Genomic DNA, 18,352 nt, shown 5'->3' on the forward strand with positions numbered 1-18,352 from the left:
GCAGGGCGCCGTCGCCGACCCCAGGTAGGCTTGAGGCCGCGCTTGAAGAAGGGACACCTGTGTTCGCCAACCTGTCCGACCGCTTGACCTCGACGTTCCGGAACCTCCGGGGCAAGGGCCGCCTCACCGAGGCGGACATCGACGGCACCATCCGCGAGATCCGTCGCGCCCTGTTGGACGCCGACGTCGCCGTGCCGGTGGTCCGCACGTTCACCGGCAACATCCGGGAGCGCGCGCTCGGCGCAGAGGTCTCGGGTGCGCTGAACCCGGGTCAGCAGGTCGTCAAGATCGTCAACGAGGAGCTCGTCGCGATCCTGGGCGGCGAGGCGCGCCGCCTCAACTTCGCGAAGTCCGGCCCCACGGTCATCATGCTCGCCGGTCTGCAGGGTGCGGGTAAGACCACCCTGGCCGGCAAGCTCGCGCACCACCTCAAGGAGAACGGCCAGACGCCGCTGCTGGTCGCCGCCGACCTCCAGCGCCCCAACGCCGTCAATCAGCTCCAGGTGGTCGGCGAGCGCGCGGGCGTGCCCGTGTTCGCGCCCGAGCCGGGCGTCACCCGCGAGGGCGAGCGCGTCAAGGGCAACCCCGTCAAGGTCGCGAAGAAGGGCCTCAAGGAGGCCGAGCAGCGCCAGCACTCCGTGGTCATCGTCGACACCGCGGGCCGCCTAGGCATCGACCAGGAGCTGATGAAGCAGGCCGCGGACATCCGCAAGGCCATCGAGCCCGACGAGGTCCTGTTCGTCATCGACGCGATGATCGGTCAGGACGCCGTCGCGACGGCGCAGGCCTTCGACCAGGGCGTCGACATCACCGGTGTGGTTCTCACCAAGCTCGACGGCGACACCCGCGGTGGTGCGGCGCTGTCGGTGCGCGAGGTCACCGGCAAGCCCATCCTGTTCGCGTCGACCGGCGAGAAGCTCGACGAGTTCGAGGTCTTCCACCCGGACCGCATGGCGAGCCGCATCCTCGACATGGGCGACATCATGACGCTCATCGAGCAGGCCGAAAAGAAGTTTGACCAGGCCGAGGCCGAGCGCATGGCGGCCAAGGTCACCAAGGGCGAAGACTTCACCTTCACCGACTTCCTCGCGCAGATGCAGCAGCTCAAGAACATGGGCTCGATGAAGAAGATGCTGGGCATGCTGCCCGGTATGGGCGCCATGCGCGACCAGATCGAGAACTTCGACGAGCGCGAGCTGGTCCGCACCGAGGCGATCGTCCAGTCGATGACGCCGCTCGAGCGCGACAATCCCAAGGTCCTCAACGGCTCGCGCCGCGCGCGCATCGCGAAGGGATCTGGCGTCACCGTCGCGGACGTGAACTCCTTGGTCAAGCGCTTCGAGCAGGCGCAGCAGATGATGCGTGCCATGGCCCGCGGCGGCGGTATGCCGCAGCTTCCCGGCCAGGGCGGCGGCCCCGGCGCGTGGGGCGGGATGCCCGGCGGCAAGAAGTCCAAGGGCAAGCAGGCGCCGCAGAAAAAGGTCAAGGGCAAGTCGGGCAACCCCGCCAAGCGTGCCCAGCAGGAGGCCGCGGCACGGAACAAGTCGGCCGCCCCGCAGGCACCCTCCGGCAGTGCCTTTGGCCTCAGCCAGCAGCCCGAGGACTTCGACCCGTCCAAGCTCGAGTCCGATCTCGGCAAGTACCTGGGGCGCTAAGCCGCATGACGGGAGGGCCGATGCCGGGGCCGGGTGACGCCCTGCACCTCACCGGCCCGGTCCTCGTCGACGACGACACCGTCCGCGCAGAGGCGTGGGTGGTGGGCGGCCGGATCACGTATGAGCGGCCGATGCATTCCGGCACCCCCGTACGGATCGACGGCTGGGTCACCCCCGGCCTGGTCGACGTCCACTGTCATATTGGGCTGGATTCCGGCGGCGCGACCGACCGCGATCTCGCGGTCAAGCAGGCGACCGTGGACAGAGACGCCGGCACCTTGCTGATTCGCGACGCGGGCAGCCCCCTCGACACCTCCTTTGTGCACGAGCGCGACGACCTTCCGCGCCTGATCCGCTCCGCACGCTTCATCGCCCGGCCCAAGCGGTACCTGCGCGGCTACGCACGCGAGATCGAGGCGGCGGACCTGCCGACGGTCGCCGAAGAGGAGGCGCTGAAGGGCGACGGCTGGGTCAAGCTCATCGCCGACTGGATCGACCGTGACCACGGCGACCTCACGCCGCTGTGGTCGCCGTCGCAGCTCGCCGAGGCTCTGACGCGGGTCCACGCCGCCGGTGCGCGGGCGACGGCGCACACCTTTTCGACCGAGGCGATAGGTCCGCTTCTCGAGGCCGGCATCGACTGCCTCGAACACGGCACCGGCATGACCGCGGAGCACATCGCGACCGCCGCGAAGCGTGGGATTCCCGTGGTCCCCACGCTGCTCCAGGTGGACAACTTCGTGGGATTCGCCGATGCCGGGGAGGCGAAGTTTCCCGCCTACGCCGCGCGCATGCGCCGCATGCACACCCGCCGCTACGAGCACGTACGCGACCTCTACGACGCTGGCGTGCCGCTCCTCGTCGGCACCGACGCGGGCGGCACGCTCGGCCACGGCCTGCTGCCGCGCGAGGCGAGCGAGATGGCCAAGGCCATTCCTGCACGGGCCGTTCTCGCCGCCGCCTCCTGGAAGGCCCGCGCCTTCCTCGGGGCCGACACCCTCACCGAGGGCGCGAGTGCCGACCTGGTGGTCTACGACCGCGACCCGCGCGAGGACATCCGCGTCCTCGCCGAGCCCACCGCTGTGGTGCTGCGCGGCGCGCGCGTGGCCTGACTCTGAGCAAACTCTGAGGCCGCGGGCGGCCGGCTCCCAGCCTTCGTCGGTGGGATAGAGGGCATGAAGCTCTCCTCGGGCATTATCGTCACCGGCCTCGCCGCCACCATGCTCACCACCGGCGCCGTTCTTGGCACAGGGTTCCTGGGCCCGGCCGATGCTTCGGTCGCCTCGGGCGCCGCCGTCGCCGCGGCAGCGGCCCCCTCCGACGCTGCCGCGTCCGCCGCGGTCGCGGCGACCTACGACGGCGAGGCGGTCCAGACGCGCTACGGCGCGTTCCAGGCCTCCATCACGGTGGTCGACGGCGTGGTGACGGAGATCTCGTGGCTCCAGGAGGGCGAGAGCGACCCCCATTCGCAGCGCATCAACGAGGAGGCGGTGCCGGAACTGGTCGATGCGATCCTTGCGGCGCAAAGCGTCGACGTCGGCTACATCTCGGGCGCCAGTTACACGTCGCAGGGCGTCGAGGAAGCGGTGCAATCCGCGTTCGAGCAGGCCGGGCTCGCATGAGTGCGCCGGCAATCACCAGGCCGGTGGCGCGGGCGAGTCGCGGGACCACCACGCGCTCGCGAACCCAAGACACGCTGGAAGCGGTCGCGTGGCTGGTGGGAACCGGGGCCGTCGCGTGCATGCTCGCCTCGGGCACGGTCGACCTGTCCACCGGGGCCGGCGCTCTCGTGGCCGGCGCACGCGTCACTGGGATGGTCGCCTCCACGACGATCCTGGTGCAGCTGGTCCTGATCGCCCGCGTGCCGCTCGTGGAGCGCGCCATCGGCCACGATCGCGCCGCGGTCCTCCACGGCCGCCTGGGGCGACTGGGATTCCTGGTCATCCTCGCGCATGTGGCGCTCAGCATCGTGGGCTATGCCGCCAGCGCCAGCCAGGGCGTGGTGGCGCAGGCATGGGAGTTGATAGTCGGGTTCGGCGAACCCATGTTCATGGCGTGGGCGGGGCTTGCCGTCCTCGTCGCCGTCGTGGTGACCTCATACGCCGTGGTGCGCGCGCGCTGGCGGTACGAGAACTGGCACGCCGTGCACGTGTTCAGCTACCTGGCGATCGGCCTCACCATCCCGCATCAGCTCACCGACGGCGAGACATTCCTCAGCATGGGTTTCGCGTGGTGGTACTGGATGCTGCTGTGGTCGCTCGCGGTCGGCTCGCTGCTCGTGTTCCGCGTTCTGCGTCCGCTCGTGCGTGCCGTGCGGCACCGCACCCGCGTCGCCGCGGTGACGCCTCTGCCCGACGGCTCGGTCGACCTTGTGCTTCATGGCCGCGCCCTGTCACGGATGTGGGCGCGCTCGGGACAGTTCGTGCTGCTGCGATTCATCGCTCCCGGGATGTGGGGCCAGGCGCACCCGTATTCGCTGTCGCGTGCTCCGCTGCCAGAGTGGTGGCGGTTCACCATCAAGCCGCTCGGCGACGCGTCTCGAGCGGTCGCTCACGTGCCCGTGGGGACGCGTGTGATCGTCGAGGGTCCGCTGGGCATCTTCACCGCTGACCGCGCGACGGGAGAGCATCTGGTGCTGGCAGGAGCCGGAGTAGGCGTCACGCCCTTGATCGGGTTGCTCGAGGATGCTCCCGACGGTGGTCGCTGCACGGTGATCGTGCGCGGCTCGACCGAGCACGACATCCCGCACCTCGACGAGATCCGCCGCTTCGCCACCGCGAAGGGTGCCGCTCTCCACGTGCTGACCGGACCTCGCGGCGACGGCTGGCGTCCCCTCGCGGACCACCACGGCATCGGCCATCTGGTGCCCGACCTCGCCCGGAGCGACGTGTATGCCTGCGGTCCCGCCGGCTGGGTGGACGCCCTCGAAGCGGATGCCAGGGCCGCGGGCCTCACGGCACGGGCTTTTCACCGCGAGTTGTTCGCCTGGTAGGTCGTGGGGACGGCGCGACGGTTCGCTGAGGATTGTCGAAGGGCCGTGGACCGTTCGGTGTCGCCCCGGGGATACTGGTCCCACGCCAACCGAGGAGGACCCCATGACGACGGTGACCACCGCCGCCCGCGCTCGCGTGACCGCGAGACGCGCCTGGTGGGCCGACGGCCTCGAGGCCGGCGTATGGCTGGCCAGCGTGGCAGGCGTCGCCCTCATGATCGCCTCGGGCGGGCTCGCCTATGTCGAGACGACCGCGGACTGGCTCTACGCGTTCGGCCGCGTGCTGGGGATCGTCGCCGCCGTGCTGATGATGGCGCAGGTGCTCCTCGCCTCGCGCGCGCCCTTCGTCGAGCGGTCCATGGGCCACGACCGCGCCATCGCCACGCATACCCGGCTGGGCAAGATCGCCATCGTCCTCATGCTGGTGCACCTGATCCTCATGACGACCGTGACGGCCTCCTATGACGGACGCTCGGCGATCGACCAGGTGTTGACGTGGCCCGAGTACGGCTGGTGGATGCTGCTCGCGCTCCTCGCGGGCACCGCCTTCCTCGTCGTGTTGCTCACGTCGCTCACGGCCGTGAGGCTCCGGTGGCCATACGAGCGCTGGCACGCCGTCCACATGCTGGTCTACGTGGGTGTCGCGTTCGCCGTGCCCCATCAGTTCCTCGAGGGCTCGACGTTCCGCTCGGGTGGGCTCGCGTGGTGGTTCTGGGCGGTGCTGTGGACCGTGTCGATCGGCTCTTTTGTGGTGTGGCGGCTCGCGCGGCCCCTGGTGCTGATGGCGCGTCACGGACTCACCGTGGAATCCGTGACGCCCTTGCCCGACGGCTCCGCGACCGTCACGATGACCGGGCGCGACCTCGACCGGCTGGGTGCACGGCCGGGCCAGTTCTTCCTGTGGCGGTTCCTGGGTGATGGCCTCGCCACCCAGCAACACCCGTATTCGCTGTCCGCCGCGCCGGGGGAGTACCTGCGCATCACCGCCAAGCCCTCGGGCGACGGCTCACGCGCGCTCGCGGGCCTCACTGCGGGCACGCGGGTCATGGTCGAGGGGCCCTTGGGGGTGTTCCACCACGGCACGCGCACCGGATCCTCCCTGGTGCTCGTGGCCGCGGGGATTGGCATCACGCCGATTCGCGCCATGCTTGAGCAGTGCGATGCCGGCGAGAACGTCACGGTGGTGGTGCGTGCACGCTCGCGCGAGGAGGCGCCCCTGCTGGACGAGGTCGAGGCCCTCGCGGCCGAGCGCGGCGCGCGCCTCATCGTCGCTTTTGGACCGCGCGGCGAGACGTGGGGCAGTGCGGACACGCCGCTCGCGGTGCGCGACCTCGTCAACGAACCCGCCACCACGGACCTGTACGTGTGCGGCCCGCGCGCCTGGGCGCTCCAGGTGGCGGCCGATGCCCACGCGAGCGGCCTGCCCCCGCACGCGATTCATCGCGAAGAGTTTGGATGGTGACCGCATGAGGACTCAGGCAGGCGTGATGGTGGTGGGCGCCTCGGCGGTCATGCTCACCGCCGGGGTGATCGCCGCCCCCGACGTGACGGGCGCGGTGGGCGCGGACGCCGACCCCACGGCGACGGGTGACGCGACCGGCGGTGCCACCGACGGCTCGCAGACCCCCGACTCGAGCGCTACCGGCACGGACGGGGGTACGGACGGGGGCGCCGACGCCGGCGCTGGCGTCACGGGCACCTTCGACGGCCCCGTCGTCTCGAACCTGCGCGGCGACTACCAGGCGAGCCTGACGTTCGAGGACGGCGTGCTTGTTGACGTGACCTTCCCCGTCGCTGGCACCGACGCCCCCGAGTCGCGCTTTGTCAACGAGCAGTCGCTGCCCGTTCTCGAGGAAGAGATGCTCGCCGCCCAAGACTGGGACGTCGAGTACATCTCGGGGGCGAGCTACACCTCCCCGGCGATGGTCGAGTCCGCCCAGGGCGCCTTCGAGGACGCGGGCCTGTGACCGAGCGCCGGACGTTCGTGGCCATGGCCATGGACGTGGATCTTGAGGTCGTGGGAGATGTCGAGGCCGATGCCGTGGATGCGCTGGCAGCGCACCTCGAGTCCGACCTCGCTTGGGTCGACAGCGTGTTTTCGACGTACCGCGAGGACAGCTGGATCAGCCGGATCAACAACGGCAAGGCGAGCCTCGGCGAGGCGCCGCCCGCGCTCGCGGAGGTCCTGGACCTGTGCGAGAGCTTCCGCGACGAGACAGGTGGACTGTTCGACGCGCGCACGCCCGACGGCCGGATCGACCCCACCGGGATCGTGAAGACCTGGGCGCTCGAGCGCGTGCGCTGGCGCCTCGCACTCCTCGGCGCCGACGGCTGGCGCCTCGCGTGCTCGGGCGACGTGACGGTCGCGGGGCGGGCGCCTACGGAGGCCGGCTGGCGCATCGGCCTCGCGGACCCCCGGCACGCGCCCGGACCCGACGTCCCCGTCGTGGGAGTCGTCACGCTCGGCGCAGGCGGCCTGGCGGCCACCGGCCGCCACGCGCTCGCGACCTCGGGCCTCGCCCATCGCAGCGGCCACATCTGGGATCCCCGCACCGGCCAGGCGGCCGCACAGGTGGCCCAGGCGAGCGTCATCGGTGACGACCTGGTGCGCTGTGACGCGTGGGCCACGGCGGTCGTGGTGGGCGGCAAGGCCGCGGCCAAGGCGGCCCAGCGCGAGGGGCTCGACGTCCAGGCCCTCACCATCGTCGATGGGACGGTGCGCGCCTCGCGTACGCCGGGCTGGCGATCCACAGGGTCCTAGGGGGGGTTCACCCCGGTGCGCTACTGTGACGGGCACAGGTCCTGGCGAGAGGGAACGATGGCACAGCGCATCCTTTCCGCCGCGGCTCTGGCGCTGGGGGGCGCGCTGGCGCTCGGTGGATGTAGCTCGATGTCGAGCGACGTGGCACTGACGAGCACCGTGGTCGAGACGGCGTCCCCGCCGGCCGAGGACTCGGCGACGCCCGCGCCCGGTGCGGCGCGCATCGGCCTGGCCGACGACACTCAGTCGGACATCGCCCGCCTGATCAAGATGAACGCCGCCCTCAACGATGACGGCACCATGGGCTCGGGCTGCGCCCCGCAAGAGGATGCCGGGGTGCCGGACGGCACGTGGTTCGTCTTCGTCTCCCACGTGACAGCCGAGGGCGCCGACGTCGACATCGCCTGCGTGTTCGGCGAGGGCTCCGAGCCGTGGGAGGTCGCCCGCGAGGAGGCCGACGCTGACTGGGCCAACCACGTCGTCACCAACGACGTGGTGAACCGGGTCGCGATCGAGACATCGCCCGATGTCGAGGCGTATCTGAGTGCCTTTGACTGGGTGCCGGTCGATGCCGCGACCGCGATGGCGCAGGGCGAGCCCCTGGGCGACGGCGAGTCCGCCGGGGTGTGGATCGTTGTGGAGGAGGGACGGATCGTGCAGGTCATCGAGCCCGAGGGCGCGCGCGCCACCTGACGCATTTCCCCCGCGCCGCCGGATCTGGCACAATAGTGCGTTGGCTGGCGCGGCCCTCTACCCGCCCGGCTATTCGTCTTGCTAGCGGACCCTTCCCGATTTCCCCGGGACCGGCGAGCCGGCTCACACCGAATAAAGGAGAACAGCCATGGCTGTGAAGATTCGCCTCAAGCGCTTCGGCAAGAAGCGCGCCCCGTTCTACCGCGTCGTGGTGATGGACTCGCGCACCAAGCGTGACGGCCGCGCCATCGAGGAGATCGGCAAGTACCACCCCACCGAGGAGCCCTCGGTCATCGAGATCGACTCGGAGCGCGCGCAGTACTGGCTCTCCGTGGGCGCCCAGCCCACCGAGCAGGTTGCCGCACTCCTGAAGCTCACCGGCGACTGGGGCAAGTTCAAGGGCGAGAAGGATGCCACCAGCACCGTCAAGGTTGCCGCTGGCAAGGCCTCGGCCGAGGACCAGATCAAGGCTCAGGCCGACGCCGCCGAGAAGCTGAAGGCCGACAAGGCCGCTGCCGCGGAGAAGGCCAAGAAGGAGGCCGAGGAGGCCGCCAAGGCCGAGGCCGCCGAGGCCGACGCCGAGGCTCCCGCCGCCGACGAGGCCGCTGAGTCCGAGGAGAACTAATCGTGGTCGTCGACGCCCTGGAGTTCCTGGTCAAGAGCATCGTCCGCAACCCGGACGATGTCACCGTGACCGAGCGCTCGGGCCGTCGCGGCACCACCCTCAACGTGGTGGTGCACCCCGATGACCTTCCCCGAGTGATCGGCCGCCGCGGCCGTACCGCGACCTCGATCCGCACCGTTATCGACGCCATCGCGCGCGAGGACGTTCGGGTCAACATCGTGGACGTCGCCTAAGCCTCACTCACGCACGACACCCCCGCCACCCTGAAGGGTGGCGGGGGTGTCGTGTTTCGTGGGGCCCGTGCCGTGGCGGGCGTTAGGGGCGGTCGTGGCCGCCGCCCATGCCGCCTCCACCCATGCCGCCGCCCATCATCTGGCCAGTCATTTCCGTGACTGCCTCGCCGTTGACTGTGACGGTCGCGCCAGTGAGGGTGCCGGAGCCGTCGTAATCGAACGCCGACTGGGCAGTGATGTCGAGGGTGCCGCCGGTGATGGTGAGGTCTCCGTTGGCGTCGATGGCGTCGGTGTCTCCCGAGCCCATCGTGATGTCGAGGGTGCCGCCGTTGATCGTGATGGCGATGCCGCTCGTGATGATGTCCGAGGCCGCGGCGTTGATGCCGTCGTCGCTCGCATTGAGGGTGATGTCGCCGCCGTCGATCACGATCACGGGTGCCTCGATGCCCTCCACCGATACGGTGATGTCGAGGGTGCCTCCGGTGATGGAGACCTGCTGCTCGGCCTTCACAGCGTCGTCGCCGGACGAGACCGTGATGTCGCCGCCGGCGATCGTGAGGACGCCCTCGCCCAGGTCGGTGCTGTTGGAGGCCTTGAGGCCGTCGCCCGTCGCGTCCACGGTGACCGTGCCGCCCGTGATCGTGAGCGTGTCCTTGCCGCGGATCCCGTCGTCGACGCTCGCGACGCTGACGGTGCCCGACTCGATGGTGAGATCGTCCTTACCCACGATGCCGTCGGCGAAGGTCGCGGTCACGCTGAGCTCGCCGCTACCGGTGATCACGAGATCGTCCGCGGAGTAGATGGCGCCGTCGATCTCCTCGTCGGCGCGGGAGTCTGCGTCGGCGACGGTGTTGGTGCTGCCGTCGGCGAGTTCGACCACGGTGAGCTCGGCGGCATCGATCTGGATCGCCGCGCCGTCGGTCGAGGCGATGTCGACGCCGTCGAGGATCAGCCGCACGTCGCCGTCGGTGTCGACGACGACCTGCCCGGTCGAGGACCCACTGAGCACATAGGTGCCCGCCTCCGTGATGGTGAGGCCGTCGTCGGTGAGGGCGACGTCGGTGGTGGGAAGCGCGTCCCAGTCGACGTCGGTGGCCGAGAGGGTCGAGGTGGAGGTGGTGTCGCTCGAGGTGGACTCGGTGCCGCCGGCCGTGGTGGCATCAGTCGTGGTGTCGGTCGCGTCCGTGGTCTCGGTGACAACGGTGCTGTCCGTCGTTCCCGTACCGTCCGTCGCGTCACTCACGCTGCAGCCGGTCAGGATGAGCGCGCCGGCGAGCAAACTGGCGGTGATGGTGGCGGGCAGTTTCATGGTGGTCCTTCCGTGGGGATGATGGGATCCATTGCACCCGTCGTGCCTGGGAGTGGGCTGGGAAGGGGCTAGGGGCTTGCTCCGGCCTTACCACCGCCTGCTTCGCCGCGCGCCGCCCACCCCCGTGCGTCCCTGGAGGAGGCGGGTGCGAGTTTTCGCGCGCCCAGTCGCACCCACCTCCTCACAGCGCGCAGGTGGGAGCAGCCGCCCCCGCACCGCCCCGTAACCTGTACGCATGAAGTTGACCGTCGCGCGCATCGGCCGCGCTCATGGGCTCAAGGGCGAGGTGACCGTCGAGGTCCGCACCGACATTCCCGAGGACCGCCTGGTCCCCGGCGAGAGCTACGAGACCGAGCCCGCAAGCGCCGGGCCCCTCACCATCGCGAACGTCCGTACCCAGGCGGGCCGCTGGTACCTGAAGTTCGACCAGATCACCACGCGCGAGGGAGCCGATGCCGCCCGCGGCGTCGAGCTCGTGATCGACGGCGAGCAGTCCGACGAGGACGACGCCTGGTACGTCCACGAGCTCGTGGGCCTCAGCGCTCAGCGCCCCGGCGGTGAGGTGATCGGCGAGGTCGTCGACCTCCTCAGCATGCCCGCGCAGGACATCCTCGTGGTCAAGGAGCCGAACGGCCACCGCGCGATGATCCCGTTCGTCGACGAGTTCGTGGGCGAGGTGGACCTCGAGGCCGGCACCGTGGTCCTCACCCCGCCCTACGGACTGCTCGCGGGTGAGACCCCCGAGGACACGGGGGAGACCCGCGGATGAGGCTCGACGTCGTCACGATCTTCCCCGAGTTCTTCTCGGTTCTGGACCTGTCGCTGCTGGGCAAGGCCCGCGCCAAGGAGTTGGTCGACGCCCGCATCCACGACCTGCGCGACTGGACCAATGACGTCCATGGCACGGTCGATGATGCCCCGTTCGGCGGCGGCGCCGGCATGGTCATGAAGCCGGACGTCTGGGGCGCGGCTCTCGACGACATCATGGAACCGGGCGCCCACCTGGTCATCCCCACCCCCGCGGGCGTCCCGTTCACCCAGGCGAGGGCCGCGGAGCTCAGCCACGAGAGCCAGCTGGTGTTTGCGTGCGGGCGCTACGAGGGCATCGACGCCCGCGTGGCGCAGCATTACGCCGACAAGGGCCACCCCGTCTCCGAGATCTCCCTGGGCGACTACGTGCTGAACGGGGGAGAGGTCGCGGTCGTCGCGATGATTGAGGCCATCACGCGGCTCATTCCCGGCTTCATGGGCAACGCCCAGTCGCTTGTCGAGGAATCGCACGAGAACGGGCTCCTCGAGTACCCCAGCTACACCCGCCCTGCCACCTGGCGCGGACTCGACGTCCCCGACGTGCTGCTGAGCGGCCACCATGGCAAGATCGCCGCGTGGCGCCATGAGCAGCAGGTGGAACGCACGCGCGAGCGCCGCCCGGATCTCCTGGCACAGTCGCCAACGGATGTGGCAGAATAGACCCTCGGTGCGCGCGGTGCCCAGGTCTGCCACAGGGGGCCGGGCAATGACCGCGACGCGCTGACATCTACCGATTGCCATCAGGCAAGAACCACGTATGACCTGTGGCGTGCGTGTGGAGAAAGAGTCATGCAGAAGCTTGACAGCATTACCGCGGGCCAGCTCCGCGACGACGTCCCGGACTTCCGCCCGGGTGACACCGTCAAGGTGCACGTGAAGGTCGTCGAGGGCAACCGCTCGCGTATCCAGGTCTTCCAGGGCTTCGTGCTCGGCCGTCAGGGCCAGGGCATCGGCGAGACCTTCACGGTCCGCAAGATCTCGTTCGGCGTGGGCGTCGAGCGCACCTTCCCGGTGCACGCTCCCACGATCGACCACATCGAGCTGGTCAGCCGCGGCGACGTGCGTCGCGCCAAGCTGTACTACATGCGTGAGCGTCGCGGCAAGGCCGCTCGCATCCGCGAGAAGCGCGAGAACTGAGATCAGCGACACCGCTGACGCGCCGGCGGAGGGGCACGCCCCCTCCGCCGGTCGTCGTCTGTGGGGGTGGACCAAAGAGGTCCTCATCATCGTCTTCAGCGCGCTCGCGCTGTCGCTCATCCTGAAGACGTTCTTCTTCCAGTCCTTCTGGATCCCATCGGGATCGATGATCCCCACCCTTCAGGAAGGCGACCGCATTCTGGTCTCGAAGTGGCGCCCCGCGCCGCTCGACCTGCGCCGCGGCGACATCGTGGTGTTCCACGACACCTTCAACTGGCTGGGCGCCACTCCCGCCTCGGGCACCGAGGACACGCCCCTCGAGTCCGTCGGCAAGAACATCCTGACCTTTACAGGCCTCCTGCCCGAGGATGCCGGCGAGCACCTCGTCAAGCGCGTGGTGGGCCTGCCCGGCGAGACCGTGGCGTGCTGCGACGCCGAGGGCAACATCACCATCGACGGCGAACCCCTCGACGAGGACTACCTGCCCGCCGACATCGACCCGTCGCTGACGGACTTCGAGACCACCGTGCCAGAGGGCTACGTCTGGGTCATGGGCGACAACCGTCCCCACAGCGCCGACTCCCGCGCGCACATGGGCGATCCCGGTGGCGGCGCCATTCCCATTTCCTCGATCGTCGGGACCGCCTTCATCACCGTGTGGCCCTTCGAGAACTTCCACACCCTCACCAACCCCTACGCCGACCCCGACGTCGCGCAGCAGTGACGGCGGCGCGCTGATGCCCGTCTCGCTCGATCACGAGCGCGCCCTGTGGGACGCCGGCGCCCGCGTGGTCGCCGGCATCGATGAGGTGGGCAGGGGAGCGCTCGCCGGCCCGGTCACGGTTGGGGTCTGTGCGGTGGGCCCGTGCGACGGCTGGCCCGAGGGCCTGGCCGACTCCAAGCGCCTGTCGCCACGGCGCCGCGAGGCGATGGCCGATGCGTTGGTTGGCTTCGGCGTCGCACGCGCCGTGGCGCACGCGAGCCCCGCGGAGATCGACGAGCTCGGCATCATCGGTGCGCTTCGCCTCGCGGGCAATCGCGCCCTCACCGCGATCGCCGCCGAGGGCGTCACGGTCGACGCCGTCCTGCTCGACGGCAAACACGACTGGCTCACCCCACCCACGGCAAGCCTGTTCGACGACCCAGCCACGGCATCGGCCGTCACCACCCCTCCGGTGATGATGGTGATCAAGGGCGATGACGCCTGTGCGTCGATCGCCGCGGGCTCCGTGCTCGCGAAGGTCGAGCGCGACGCGCTCATGGTCGCCGCGCACGCCGAGCACCCGCAGTTCGGGTGGGACGGCAACAAGGGCTATGGCGCCGCCGCGCACCTCGAGGCGATTCGCGTCCACGGCCCGAGCGACCTGCATCGGCGATCGTGGGCGCTGCCCGAGCGCGACGCGTTGTAGCGACGGCGCAGACGGCGCGGCGGATTCGCACGCCGGAGCCCAAGCGACCATGATGGTCCGGTGAGCAGTGACGACCTCGAAAACTATGAGACCGCGGCCGAGCTGGCCCTGTACCGCGAGTACCGCGACGTCGTGGGCCTGTTCCAGTACGTCGTCGAGACCGAGCGCCGCTTCTACCTGTGCAACAAGGTGGATCTGCAGGTGCGCGCCTCGGGCGGAGACGTCTACTTCGAGGTGACGATGACCGACGCCTGGGTGTGGGACGTGTACCGTTCGGCGCGCCTGGTGAAGTCCGTACGCGTCGTCACGTTCAAGGACGTCAACATCGAGGAACTGTCGGACAACGACGACTCGATCCCCGATATCCGCCAGCTGCGCGGTCGCTGACCAGGGCATTCACCCTGCACGGCGGGCATTCCGTCGCTAGCGTGGCCTCATGAGCGCCGCGCCAGCCGCCGTCCCGTCCGCCACACCGGCGCGCCCCGCGGGGATCGTGCCGATGTTCATCGGCCTCATGACGGCCATGCTCCTGTCGGCCCTCGACCAGACTATGTTCGCCACGGCACTGCCCACGATCGTCGGTGAGCTCGGCGGCGTTGACCTCATGCTGTGGGTGACCACCGCCTACATCCTCGCGGCGACCATCACGATGCCGATCTATGGCAAGTTCGGCGACCTGGTGGGCCGCAAGGGCCTGCTGCTCATCGCGATCGCCATCTTCATTGCCGGCTCGGTGGTCGGCGCGTTGGCCTCCGATATGCCCGAGCTCATCTTGGGCCGCGCCATCCAGGGGATCGGCGGAGGCGGGCTGATGGTGCTCGCGCAGGCGATCATCGCTGACGTGATCCCCGCGCGCGAGCGTGGCCGCTACATGGGCTTCCTGGGCTCCGTGTTCGCGCTGTCGAGCGTGCTGGGCCCGCTCTTGGGCGGCTGGTTCACGGAGTCCATCGGCTGGCAGTGGTGCCTGTGGATCAACCTCCCGATGGGCGCGATCGCCGTCGTGACGGTGATGTTCTTCTTGCACCCTCCGCGGGTGGAGCGCGCCAAGGTGGTGCCGGACATTGCCGGGATGACGCTGCTCGCGGTCGCGACCACGTGCCTGGTGCTCGCGACCACGTGGGGAGGTCACGAGTACGCGTGGATCTCGCCCATGATCATCGTGCTGCTGATCGTGACCGTGGGAGCGACGGTAGGTCTGGTGATGGTGGAGCGCCACGCCGCCGAGCCCGTGCTGCCCCTGGGCCTCTTTCGCCGCCGCAACTTTGTGCTCACCACCCTCGCCGGCCTCATGGTCGGCATCGCGATGTTCGGCACCGTGACCTACATGCCCACCTACATGCAGATGGTGACGGGGGTGAACGCGACCGTCGCGGGCCTGCTGATCGTGCCGCTCGCGGCGACTCAGGTGGCCACGTCGATCATCGCGGGCCGGCGGGTGAGCCGCACGGGCAAGTACAAGTCCGTCCTGATTGCGGGCGTGGCGATCGTCACCGTCGCGCTCTTGCTGATGTCGACCATGGTCTACGACGAGCCGCTGTGGCTCACGTGCCTGTACCTCGCCATTCTCGGCCTCGGCCTGGGCATGGTGATGCAGAACCTGGTCCTGGTGGTGCAAAACACGTTCCCCCTGTCGGTGGTGGGGACCGCGACCGCCGCGAACAACTACTTCAGGCAGATCGGCGCGACGCTCGGCGCAGCTCTCGTGGGATCCGTCTTCACCGGGCGGCTGACGTCGCTGCTGACCACCAGGCTTCCGGCCGATGCGGTGGAGGCCTCCGGCGCCGACTTCAACTCGATCACTCCCGAGGCCGTCGCGGCCCTGCCGGATCCGTATCACGACATCGTCGTGAGTTCCTATAACGATGCGTTGGCGCCGGTGTTGGGGTGGATCGCGCCTCTGACGCTGCTCGCTGTGGTGCTGTTGCTGTTCGTGCGTGAGGTGCCGCTGCGCACCTCGACGCACCGGGATGAGGCGACGGGACAGCCCGAGCCCGTGACCGAGGGGGTGGGGGAGAGCCTGGACTGGGACGGCAGGCTCGAGTCCGACTACGCGTCGTCGCTCAGCCCGCAGGCGCGGGCGGAGCTGCTTGCCGAGGAGCGTGCGGAGCTCCAGGAGCGGCTGGGGGAGATCGACGCCGAGGTCTCGACGCTCGAGCTGCAGATCCGGGAGTCGGAGGGCCGCTCGCCGCAATAGTCTCCGGCAGCACAATGTTGCAGGTTGTGCAAAGTTGCACATTATGCAAAACTGCACTCTATGCAAGATGTCGAGGAGTGTGTCGCGTCCGAGGGTCGGCGCGCGCGCAAGCTGCGCGAGGCGAAGGTGGCGACCCAGCGCGCTGGCCTCGAGCTGTGCGCCGAGCACGGCTACGCCGCGGTGACGGTCGAGATGATCGCGGACCGCGCGGGCATCTCGCCGCGCACGTTTTACAACTACTTCCCTTCGCGTGAGGCGGCGTTGCTGGGCGAGGCCAAGCCCACGCCGACCGAGGAGGCCGTCGAGGCCTTCATCTCACGCGACGATTGCTCCGACGTCGAGGCGTTCGCGCTGATGATGGCCCAGGCGTGGTCCGCGAGCGAGCCCGACCGCGAGCTGTTCCGCCTGCGCCGCGCCGTGATCGACGCCAACCCCGAGCTCGCAGGCGTGAACCTGGGGCGGATCTCCGAGTCCCGCGCGCATTACGCCGCCATCGTGAGGCGCCGGCTCGAGGCCCGCTACCCCGAGCTCGACGAGGCAGCCATCGAGGTGGAGTCCAGCCTGACCGTCGCGATCGCGATGAGTGCGATTCAGGCCGTCGCCAAGGACTGGATGGCAGGAGGCGCCGCCCTTGACGCCGACCTCACCGCGCTGATCCACGAACTTTTCCCCCGCGTCCGCCGGCTCACCCAGCCCGCCGACGCCTCGTAACCCCGCGCCTGCCACCGCAGGCGCCGCACGTCCCAAGGAGTCCCCATGACTGACACCACTGTGCCTCAGGGCACCGCGCCGTCCGCGCGCGACACCGAGGCGCCCGGCCGGCGCCACATCCTGTTGATGTTCGTCGGGCTGATGACGGCCATGCTGCTGTCGGCGCTCGACCAGACCATCTTCGCCACCGCCCTTCCCACCGTCGTGGGCGACCTCAACGGCGTCGACCACATGTTGTGGGTGACGACCGCGTACATCCTCGCGGCGACCATCATGATGCCCATCTACGGCAAGATGGGCGACCTCATCGGCCGCAAGAGCCTGTTCATGATCGCGATCTCGCTGTTCATGGTGGGCTCCGTGGTCGGCGCCCTGTCGCAGGGCATGACCGAACTGATCGTCGGTCGCGCCATCCAGGGCGTAGGCGGCGGAGGCCTCATGATCCTGTCGCAGGCGATCATCGCGGACGTCGTGCCCGCGCGTGAGCGCGGACGTTACATGGGCATCATGGGCGGCGTCTTCGCGCTCGCGTCGGTCGCCGGCCCGCTGCTGGGCGGATGGTTCACCGAGTCCATCGGCTGGCAGTGGTGCATGTGGATCAACATCCCGCTCGGCATCGTCGCCCTCGTGTCCGCGACGCTGTTCCTGAAGCTGCCCACCCCCGACCGCTCGAAGGCGCGCATCGACGTCGCCGGAATGGCGCTGCTTGCGATCGCCTCCGCCGCGCTGGTGCTCGCCTCCTCGTGGGGCGGGCACACGTACGCGTGGGGCTCGTGGCAGATCATCGGCCTGTTCGCCCTCACGGTCCTTGCGGGCCTCGCGTTCGTCCTGGTCGAGCGCTCGGCCGCCGAGCCGGTCATGCCGCTTCACCTGTTCACCAAGCGCAACTTCGTGCTCACCACCGCCGCGGGCCTGCTGACCGGCATCGTGATGTTCGGCACCCTGGCCTACATGCCCACCTACCTGCAGATGGTGGCGGGCGTGAACGCGACCGAGGCCGGCCTGCTCATGATCCCGATGATGGGCTGCATGCTCGTCACGTCGATCATCAGCGGCCGCTACGTGACCCGCACCGGGCGCTACAAGTGGCTGCCCATGGTCGGTGCGGTGTTCCTGGGTGCCGCGATGGTGCTGCTGTCGACCATGACCTGGACCCAGCCCATCTGGGTGACCTGCATCTACCTGGGGCTCATGGGCATCGGCCTTGGCATGACCATGCAGATCCTGGTGCTCGTGGTGCAGAACACGTTCCCGATCACGATGGTGGGCACGGCGACGGCCGCGAACAACTACTTCCGTCAGATCGGCGCCTCCCTGGGTGCCGCCGTCGTGGGCTCGGTGTTCACCGACCGCCTCATCGACCTGCTGGGCGAGCGCCTGCCCGAGTCCGCCGGCGGGTCCATGAGCGACCTCAACTCGCTCACCCCCGAGGCCGTGAGCGAGCTGCCCACGCAGATGCACGACATCATCGTGAGCTCGTACAACGACGCCCTCACGCCGGTGTACCTGTGGCTGCTGCCGCTCGCCGTGATGTCGTTCATCCTGCTCGCGTTCGTCAAGGAGTCGCGCCTGGCGACCACGCTCGCGCAGTCGGGTCACACCGACGAGCTCGAGGAGCAGCTCGAGGTCGTCGCGCGCTAACACCGCCCGCCTGATCGGGGCGCCCTTCCCTTCGGGGGAGGGCGCCCTTTTTTGCGGCCGATGCCGTGGCTGGGTGGCGTACGGCGTGTTGGCCCCATCTGTGGTGCTCACCCGGTGTGTCGTGACCAGACCGTCGTCCCCAGGCTGCCGTGCACGTGCCGTCCTCCCCAGATCGGCGCGCG

General features: G+C 69.5%; 20 protein-coding genes. 19 read left to right on the forward strand and 1 reads right to left on the reverse strand.

Features of this window, described 5'->3' with window-relative positions; translation table 11 throughout:
• The first annotated feature begins 59 nt into the window (after positions 1-59).
• The 10 genes from ffh to B7K20_RS02985 all read left to right on the forward strand — a co-directional run bounded on the left by ffh (position 60) and on the right by B7K20_RS02985 (position 8,959).
• Complete coding sequence (ffh, locus tag B7K20_RS02940) at positions 60-1,655, forward strand: signal recognition particle protein (protein ID WP_084100168.1); 1,596 nt, start codon at positions 60-62, stop codon at positions 1,653-1,655.
• 20 nt (positions 1,656-1,675) lie between these two features.
• Positions 1,676-2,767 carry an amidohydrolase family protein gene (locus B7K20_RS02945; RefSeq protein WP_144018507.1) on the forward strand — a complete coding sequence of 364 codons (1,092 nt, stop codon included), beginning with the start codon at positions 1,676-1,678 and terminating at the stop codon, positions 2,765-2,767.
• Between the two features lie 63 nt (positions 2,768-2,830).
• Entirely contained in the window at positions 2,831-3,277 is a 447-nt protein-coding gene (locus B7K20_RS02950) for an FMN-binding protein (RefSeq protein ID WP_084100172.1), read from the forward strand.
• Positions 3,274-4,647, forward strand: a complete 1,374-nt coding sequence (locus tag B7K20_RS02955) for a ferredoxin reductase family protein (RefSeq protein ID WP_084100173.1) — start codon at positions 3,274-3,276, stop codon at positions 4,645-4,647. The genes B7K20_RS02950 and B7K20_RS02955 overlap by 4 nt, the downstream gene beginning before the upstream one ends.
• Before the next feature lie 103 nt (positions 4,648-4,750).
• Complete coding sequence (locus B7K20_RS02960) at positions 4,751-6,109, forward strand: ferredoxin reductase family protein (protein WP_159449306.1); 1,359 nt, start codon at positions 4,751-4,753, stop codon at positions 6,107-6,109.
• Positions 6,110-6,113: 4 nt separating this feature from the next.
• Positions 6,114-6,614, forward strand: a complete 501-nt coding sequence (locus B7K20_RS02965; protein ID WP_144018508.1) for a hypothetical protein — start codon at positions 6,114-6,116, stop codon at positions 6,612-6,614.
• Positions 6,611-7,408 carry an FAD:protein FMN transferase gene (locus B7K20_RS02970; RefSeq protein ID WP_084100179.1) on the forward strand — a complete coding sequence of 266 codons (798 nt, stop codon included), beginning with the start codon at positions 6,611-6,613 and terminating at the stop codon, positions 7,406-7,408. The genes B7K20_RS02965 and B7K20_RS02970 overlap by 4 nt, the downstream gene beginning before the upstream one ends.
• Before the next feature lie 57 nt (positions 7,409-7,465).
• Positions 7,466-8,101 (forward strand): hypothetical protein, encoded by a 636-nt coding sequence (locus B7K20_RS02975; protein ID WP_084100181.1) that lies wholly within the window; start codon positions 7,466-7,468, stop codon positions 8,099-8,101.
• Positions 8,102-8,249: 148 nt separating this feature from the next.
• The gene (gene rpsP, locus B7K20_RS02980; RefSeq protein WP_084100185.1) at positions 8,250-8,726 is read left to right on the forward strand and encodes a 30S ribosomal protein S16; all 477 of its coding nucleotides are present in this window, start codon (positions 8,250-8,252) and stop codon (positions 8,724-8,726) included.
• Between the two features lie 2 nt (positions 8,727-8,728).
• Positions 8,729-8,959: a KH domain-containing protein gene (locus B7K20_RS02985; RefSeq protein ID WP_084076829.1), complete on the forward strand. Its 231-nt coding sequence runs from the start codon at positions 8,729-8,731 to the stop codon at positions 8,957-8,959.
• Positions 8,960-9,041: 82 nt separating this feature from the next.
• Here the strand turns inward: B7K20_RS02985 and B7K20_RS02990 are convergent, their stop codons facing one another.
• The gene (locus B7K20_RS02990; protein ID WP_084100186.1) at positions 9,042-10,268 is read right to left on the reverse strand and encodes a carbohydrate-binding domain-containing protein; all 1,227 of its coding nucleotides are present in this window, start codon (positions 10,266-10,268) and stop codon (positions 9,042-9,044) included.
• 235 nt (positions 10,269-10,503) lie between these two features.
• Here B7K20_RS02990 and rimM point away from each other — a divergent pair, with 235 nt between their 5' ends.
• The 9 genes from rimM to B7K20_RS03035 all read left to right on the forward strand — a co-directional run bounded on the left by rimM (position 10,504) and on the right by B7K20_RS03035 (position 18,170).
• Entirely contained in the window at positions 10,504-11,037 is a 534-nt protein-coding gene (gene rimM, locus B7K20_RS02995) for a ribosome maturation factor RimM (protein WP_084100188.1), read from the forward strand.
• Entirely contained in the window at positions 11,034-11,738 is a 705-nt protein-coding gene (trmD, locus tag B7K20_RS03000) for a tRNA (guanosine(37)-N1)-methyltransferase TrmD (protein ID WP_084100189.1), read from the forward strand. The genes rimM and trmD overlap by 4 nt, the downstream gene beginning before the upstream one ends.
• 129 nt (positions 11,739-11,867) lie before the next feature.
• Positions 11,868-12,215, forward strand: coding sequence for a 50S ribosomal protein L19 (gene rplS, locus B7K20_RS03005; RefSeq protein ID WP_084076825.1), 348 nt, complete (start codon positions 11,868-11,870; stop codon positions 12,213-12,215).
• Positions 12,166-12,939, forward strand: coding sequence for a signal peptidase I (lepB, locus tag B7K20_RS03010; protein ID WP_084100191.1), 774 nt, complete (start codon positions 12,166-12,168; stop codon positions 12,937-12,939). The genes rplS and lepB overlap by 50 nt, the downstream gene beginning before the upstream one ends.
• A gap of 13 nt (positions 12,940-12,952) precedes the next feature.
• A complete protein-coding gene (locus B7K20_RS03015; RefSeq protein WP_084100193.1) occupies positions 12,953-13,624 on the forward strand; it encodes a ribonuclease HII in 672 nt (223 codons plus the stop codon).
• A 60-nt stretch (positions 13,625-13,684) separates the two neighbouring features.
• The gene (locus tag B7K20_RS03020) at positions 13,685-14,011 is read left to right on the forward strand and encodes a DUF2469 domain-containing protein (protein WP_084100195.1); all 327 of its coding nucleotides are present in this window, start codon (positions 13,685-13,687) and stop codon (positions 14,009-14,011) included.
• Positions 14,012-14,060: 49 nt separating this feature from the next.
• Positions 14,061-15,818: an MDR family MFS transporter gene (locus B7K20_RS03025; RefSeq protein WP_084100197.1), complete on the forward strand. Its 1,758-nt coding sequence runs from the start codon at positions 14,061-14,063 to the stop codon at positions 15,816-15,818.
• Positions 15,819-15,878: 60 nt separating this feature from the next.
• Positions 15,879-16,529 (forward strand): TetR/AcrR family transcriptional regulator, encoded by a 651-nt coding sequence (locus B7K20_RS03030; RefSeq protein WP_084100199.1) that lies wholly within the window; start codon positions 15,879-15,881, stop codon positions 16,527-16,529.
• Between the two features lie 45 nt (positions 16,530-16,574).
• The gene (locus B7K20_RS03035) at positions 16,575-18,170 is read left to right on the forward strand and encodes an MDR family MFS transporter (protein WP_084100200.1); all 1,596 of its coding nucleotides are present in this window, start codon (positions 16,575-16,577) and stop codon (positions 18,168-18,170) included.
• The last annotated feature ends 182 nt before the right edge of the window (positions 18,171-18,352 follow it).

The sequence above is a fragment of the Demequina sp. NBRC 110051 genome (assembly GCF_002090055.1).
In the GTDB taxonomy this organism is placed as follows: Bacteria; Actinomycetota; Actinomycetes; order Actinomycetales; family Demequinaceae; genus Demequina.

Coding starts and splice junctions, on each gene's coding strand:
- B7K20_RS02945 (WP_144018507.1), top strand. CDS start 1,676: ATGCCGGGGCCGGGTGACGCCCTGCACCTCACCGGCCCGGTCCTCGTC.
- B7K20_RS02950 (WP_084100172.1), top strand. CDS start 2,831: ATGAAGCTCTCCTCGGGCATTATCGTCACCGGCCTCGCCGCCACCATG.
- B7K20_RS02955 (WP_084100173.1), top strand. CDS start 3,274: ATGAGTGCGCCGGCAATCACCAGGCCGGTGGCGCGGGCGAGTCGCGGG.
- B7K20_RS02960 (WP_159449306.1), top strand. CDS start 4,751: ATGACGACGGTGACCACCGCCGCCCGCGCTCGCGTGACCGCGAGACGC.
- B7K20_RS02965 (WP_144018508.1), top strand. CDS start 6,114: ATGAGGACTCAGGCAGGCGTGATGGTGGTGGGCGCCTCGGCGGTCATG.
- B7K20_RS02975 (WP_084100181.1), top strand. CDS start 7,466: ATGGCACAGCGCATCCTTTCCGCCGCGGCTCTGGCGCTGGGGGGCGCG.
- rpsP (WP_084100185.1), top strand. CDS start 8,250: ATGGCTGTGAAGATTCGCCTCAAGCGCTTCGGCAAGAAGCGCGCCCCG.
- B7K20_RS02990 (WP_084100186.1), bottom strand. CDS start 10,268: ATGAAACTGCCCGCCACCATCACCGCCAGTTTGCTCGCCGGCGCGCTC.
- rimM (WP_084100188.1), top strand. CDS start 10,504: ATGAAGTTGACCGTCGCGCGCATCGGCCGCGCTCATGGGCTCAAGGGC.
- trmD (WP_084100189.1), top strand. CDS start 11,034: ATGAGGCTCGACGTCGTCACGATCTTCCCCGAGTTCTTCTCGGTTCTG.
- rplS (WP_084076825.1), top strand. CDS start 11,868: ATGCAGAAGCTTGACAGCATTACCGCGGGCCAGCTCCGCGACGACGTC.
- B7K20_RS03015 (WP_084100193.1), top strand. CDS start 12,953: ATGCCCGTCTCGCTCGATCACGAGCGCGCCCTGTGGGACGCCGGCGCC.
- B7K20_RS03025 (WP_084100197.1), top strand. CDS start 14,061: ATGAGCGCCGCGCCAGCCGCCGTCCCGTCCGCCACACCGGCGCGCCCC.
- B7K20_RS03030 (WP_084100199.1), top strand. CDS start 15,879: ATGCAAGATGTCGAGGAGTGTGTCGCGTCCGAGGGTCGGCGCGCGCGC.
- B7K20_RS03035 (WP_084100200.1), top strand. CDS start 16,575: ATGACTGACACCACTGTGCCTCAGGGCACCGCGCCGTCCGCGCGCGAC.